3 protein-coding genes and 1 pseudogene are annotated in these 2,965 nt (G+C 59.1%); 3 read left to right on the top strand and 1 reads right to left on the bottom strand.

Going from position 1 to position 2,965, the window contains the following annotated elements:
• Positions 1-40 precede the first annotated feature (40 nt).
• Positions 41-277, bottom strand: coding sequence for a DUF6555 family protein (locus tag DYL61_RS31095; protein WP_105698611.1), 237 nt, complete (start codon positions 275-277; stop codon positions 41-43).
• Between the two features lie 120 nt (positions 278-397).
• Between DYL61_RS31095 and DYL61_RS31100 the strand changes: the two genes are divergently transcribed.
• From DYL61_RS31100 to tssK, 3 genes and pseudogenes are all read left to right on the top strand, one after another.
• The gene (locus tag DYL61_RS31100) at positions 398-1,225 is read left to right on the top strand and encodes an arylamine N-acetyltransferase family protein (RefSeq protein ID WP_135311568.1); all 828 of its coding nucleotides are present in this window, start codon (positions 398-400) and stop codon (positions 1,223-1,225) included.
• Positions 1,226-1,358: 133 nt separating this feature from the next.
• Positions 1,359-2,111 (top strand): outer membrane beta-barrel protein, encoded by a 753-nt coding sequence (locus DYL61_RS31105; RefSeq protein ID WP_135311569.1) that lies wholly within the window; start codon positions 1,359-1,361, stop codon positions 2,109-2,111.
• A 250-nt stretch (positions 2,112-2,361) separates the two neighbouring features.
• Positions 2,362-2,769 (top strand): annotated as a pseudogene (tssK, locus tag DYL61_RS31110) (type VI secretion system baseplate subunit TssK); the annotation flags it as partial.
• Between the last annotated feature and the right edge of the window lie 196 nt (positions 2,770-2,965).

Below are 2,965 nucleotides of genomic sequence, written 5' to 3' on the forward strand. Positions count from 1 at the left end.
CAAGCCCGCTCACTACAAGGTTATCCAATAGACCGTCTGTTCACTTGGGCGCAACCCACGTCACCTCAGTAATCCCATACTTCTCCGCCCAAGGCCGCGTGGTCTTCTTCACCTGTTCATGCCCCACTCGCCCCACGCGACTGACATGCGCAATGTCGGCATCCACTGCCGCCCAGTGCCAGGCCTCGGCGTTGTTCATCACTTCGGCGCGCACCACAAACGACTTGGGTTGACCGTGCAATTGATAGTTGATGGTGTAGATTTTCGCGCTGCTCATGTTGCCTCCCTGTGTTGTTATTAATGGAGAGGGGAGCGTTCGAAAAGGTTCATTCAAAATGACAACCTGCGGGCCAGCGCGGCATAGTGACGCCTTTGCCCCGCGCCCAAGGAGTGTGCAATGTCCCGCCTGACCCACAGTTCGCTGTACCTGCAACGCCTGGGTTATGACGTGCCACCGCCGGCCACCCTGCAAACCTTGCAAGACCTGCAACTGCGCCACGTCTGCACCTTTGCCTTTGAAAGCCTGTCGACCTTGCTGCACCTGCCGGTCCCCATCGACTTGCCCAGCGTCGAGCGCAAAGTGCTGCTGGAGGGACGCGGCGGTTACTGCTACGAGTTGAACCAGATGTTTCTGGCCTTGTTGCAGGAATTGGGCTTCGACGCCCGTGGTATCACGGGCCGAGTCGTGATGGGCGGCCCGGTGGATGCCCACACGGCGCGTACCCACCGCTTGAGCCTGGTGACGCTGGACGGCGTACGCTACATCACCGATGTCGGCTTTGGCGGTATGGTGCCCAGCAGCCCGTTGTTGCTGGACACCGACGCCGTGCAGGCCACGGCCCATGAGCCGTATCGGCTGTCCTTTGACGGGCAGGGCAGTTACACCTTGTGGGCGCAGGTTGCCCAGGCGTGGCGCGGGTTGTACGTTTTCGATCTGCAAATCCAGGCGGATATCGACTACACCGTCGGCAATTGGTACGTGTCCACCCACCCGGATTCACCGTTCTTGGGCCAACTGAAGGTCGCACGGCTGGAACCGGGCAAACGCCACACCTTGGCCAACGCGAACTATGCGTTGCATTACCTGGACTGGCCGAGCGAAAAACGTGTGCTGGGCAGTGCCGATGAGCTGATGGCGGTGTTGCGAGAAACCTTTGGCATCCGTTTGCCCGACAGTCCGCAACTGCGCGAAGCCCTTGATGGCCTGGTGATATCAACTTCATAAGAATATCGAGATAGAGCCTTCGCTGAACCGTTTTACCTCCAAATCCATGCACATTTATTCGAACCTTTTCCCCGCACTGGGGTTCGAAGCGGTTCCTGAATAATTTGCTCACCAGACAAGGAGATGTAAAACGATGTCCAAGCTATTCGGAAAAATCCTCAAGGGTTCCTCGCTGCTGGCACTGGTCACTGCGCCTGCGGTGGTGTTCGCCGCACCGTCTACCGACCCGATTTCTACCTTCGGGATCCTGGGCAGCTATAACGACTTCAAGTTTGAAGGCGGCAGTGAAAGCGACAAGAGCCACATGCCTGAAGCGGGCCTGTTCTATAACTTCGGCAACAAGCTCACTGCCGAGTCGGGCTTTATCTACCAGGCCGGTATCGAAGCCAAGTACGGCGAAAAAAGCGACAACAAACTCAAGGAAGGCCAGGCCGACCTGGACCTCGGCTGGCGTGCCGCGCTGGATGCGCGCAACTTTGTCGACGTGATCGTCGGGGGGGGCTACAGCTGGACGCGCTACGAGCCGGACATCAATGGCCTCGACACCAAGCTCACCAACAAATCGCCGTTCGCCAAGGCGGCCTTGGGTTACAACCACCAGTTCGATGACATGACCCTGCGTGTCGAAGCCGGCGCCCGTCGCACTATTGACGGCCGCACCAAGCTCAAGGTGGAAGACTTCGGCAGTGACACCGTGGACCTCAAGGACCGCACCAACCCTTACGCCGAAGTCAGCCTGCTGATGAACCAGAAGGGCGACCTGCCGGTGGTTGCAGGTCTGTACTACACCCGCACCGAGTACAAGCTCGACGGTGATTCCGAGGTGGCCGACAACACCAGGCTCAAGCGCAACGAGTACGGTTTCAAGGTCGGTATCGCGTTCTAAGCCCAACCCGGTGACGTTCACGCAGAGCTAATTCCCGCAGCACTGCGTGATTTTGCCTACTACATAGCTTCATGGCCCATCGCTTTATAGCTCTCACCGAGCTTGTTCTACTTCCAGAGCAAGTCGAACGAGGGATTAGCGATGGGCCTGCCTGCCGACGCTCAACCACTGAAATTCACTGCGTTTGCCCTGCCTCTGGGTGAGGCGGAGGGCGGTGGCCACCGACAAATACGGACGGATCAAGGTGCAGTCCATGGTGATGGATTCGCGGGCCGTTTTGATTGCGTTGGAAGAGCGCCAATACGGCATCCGTGTGGCCGTGCTGCCCGATCGGGACCTGCTGCACTCGGCCACCTTTATCCTGGCAGTTCAGACACAGATGCCTGCCGAGACGGTGCGGGAAGGCTTTCCCGGGAGGATCAAGATCGGTTCGGTGGAGAAGAACCGTGACCTGGTCAACCTGCAACTGCCGGGCATTGGCCTGCGGCTCTTGCCGGTTGCGCCACGGCAGTTGCCATTCCATGCCGGCTTTACCTATTTCGAACCCGACCGCAGCAGCGAGTATTGGCAACTGCTCAGCCAATCGGCGGGCTTTGCCTTGCATGTCGCCGGGGCGGTGCCGGGGCTTGAACTGCAGTTTTGGGCGCTGCGTGATTAGCGAGAGGAACAGGGGGGGAATCGTGGTCACCCAGGCTACTCGTTCAAATGTAGGAGGGGGCTTGCCCTAATGCCAGTCAGTTAAGGAAACAGCAGATGAGCGGCGCTCTGTAGTGAGCGGGCTTGCCCCGCGCTGGGGGGCGAAGCCGCCCTAAACCCTGGTGCCGCGGTGCTTCAGACAGACCGCGGTGGATGGA

Origin of the sequence: Pseudomonas nabeulensis, from assembly GCF_004682045.1 — a bacterium.
Lineage (GTDB): Bacteria > Pseudomonadota > Gammaproteobacteria > Pseudomonadales > Pseudomonadaceae > Aquipseudomonas > Aquipseudomonas nabeulensis.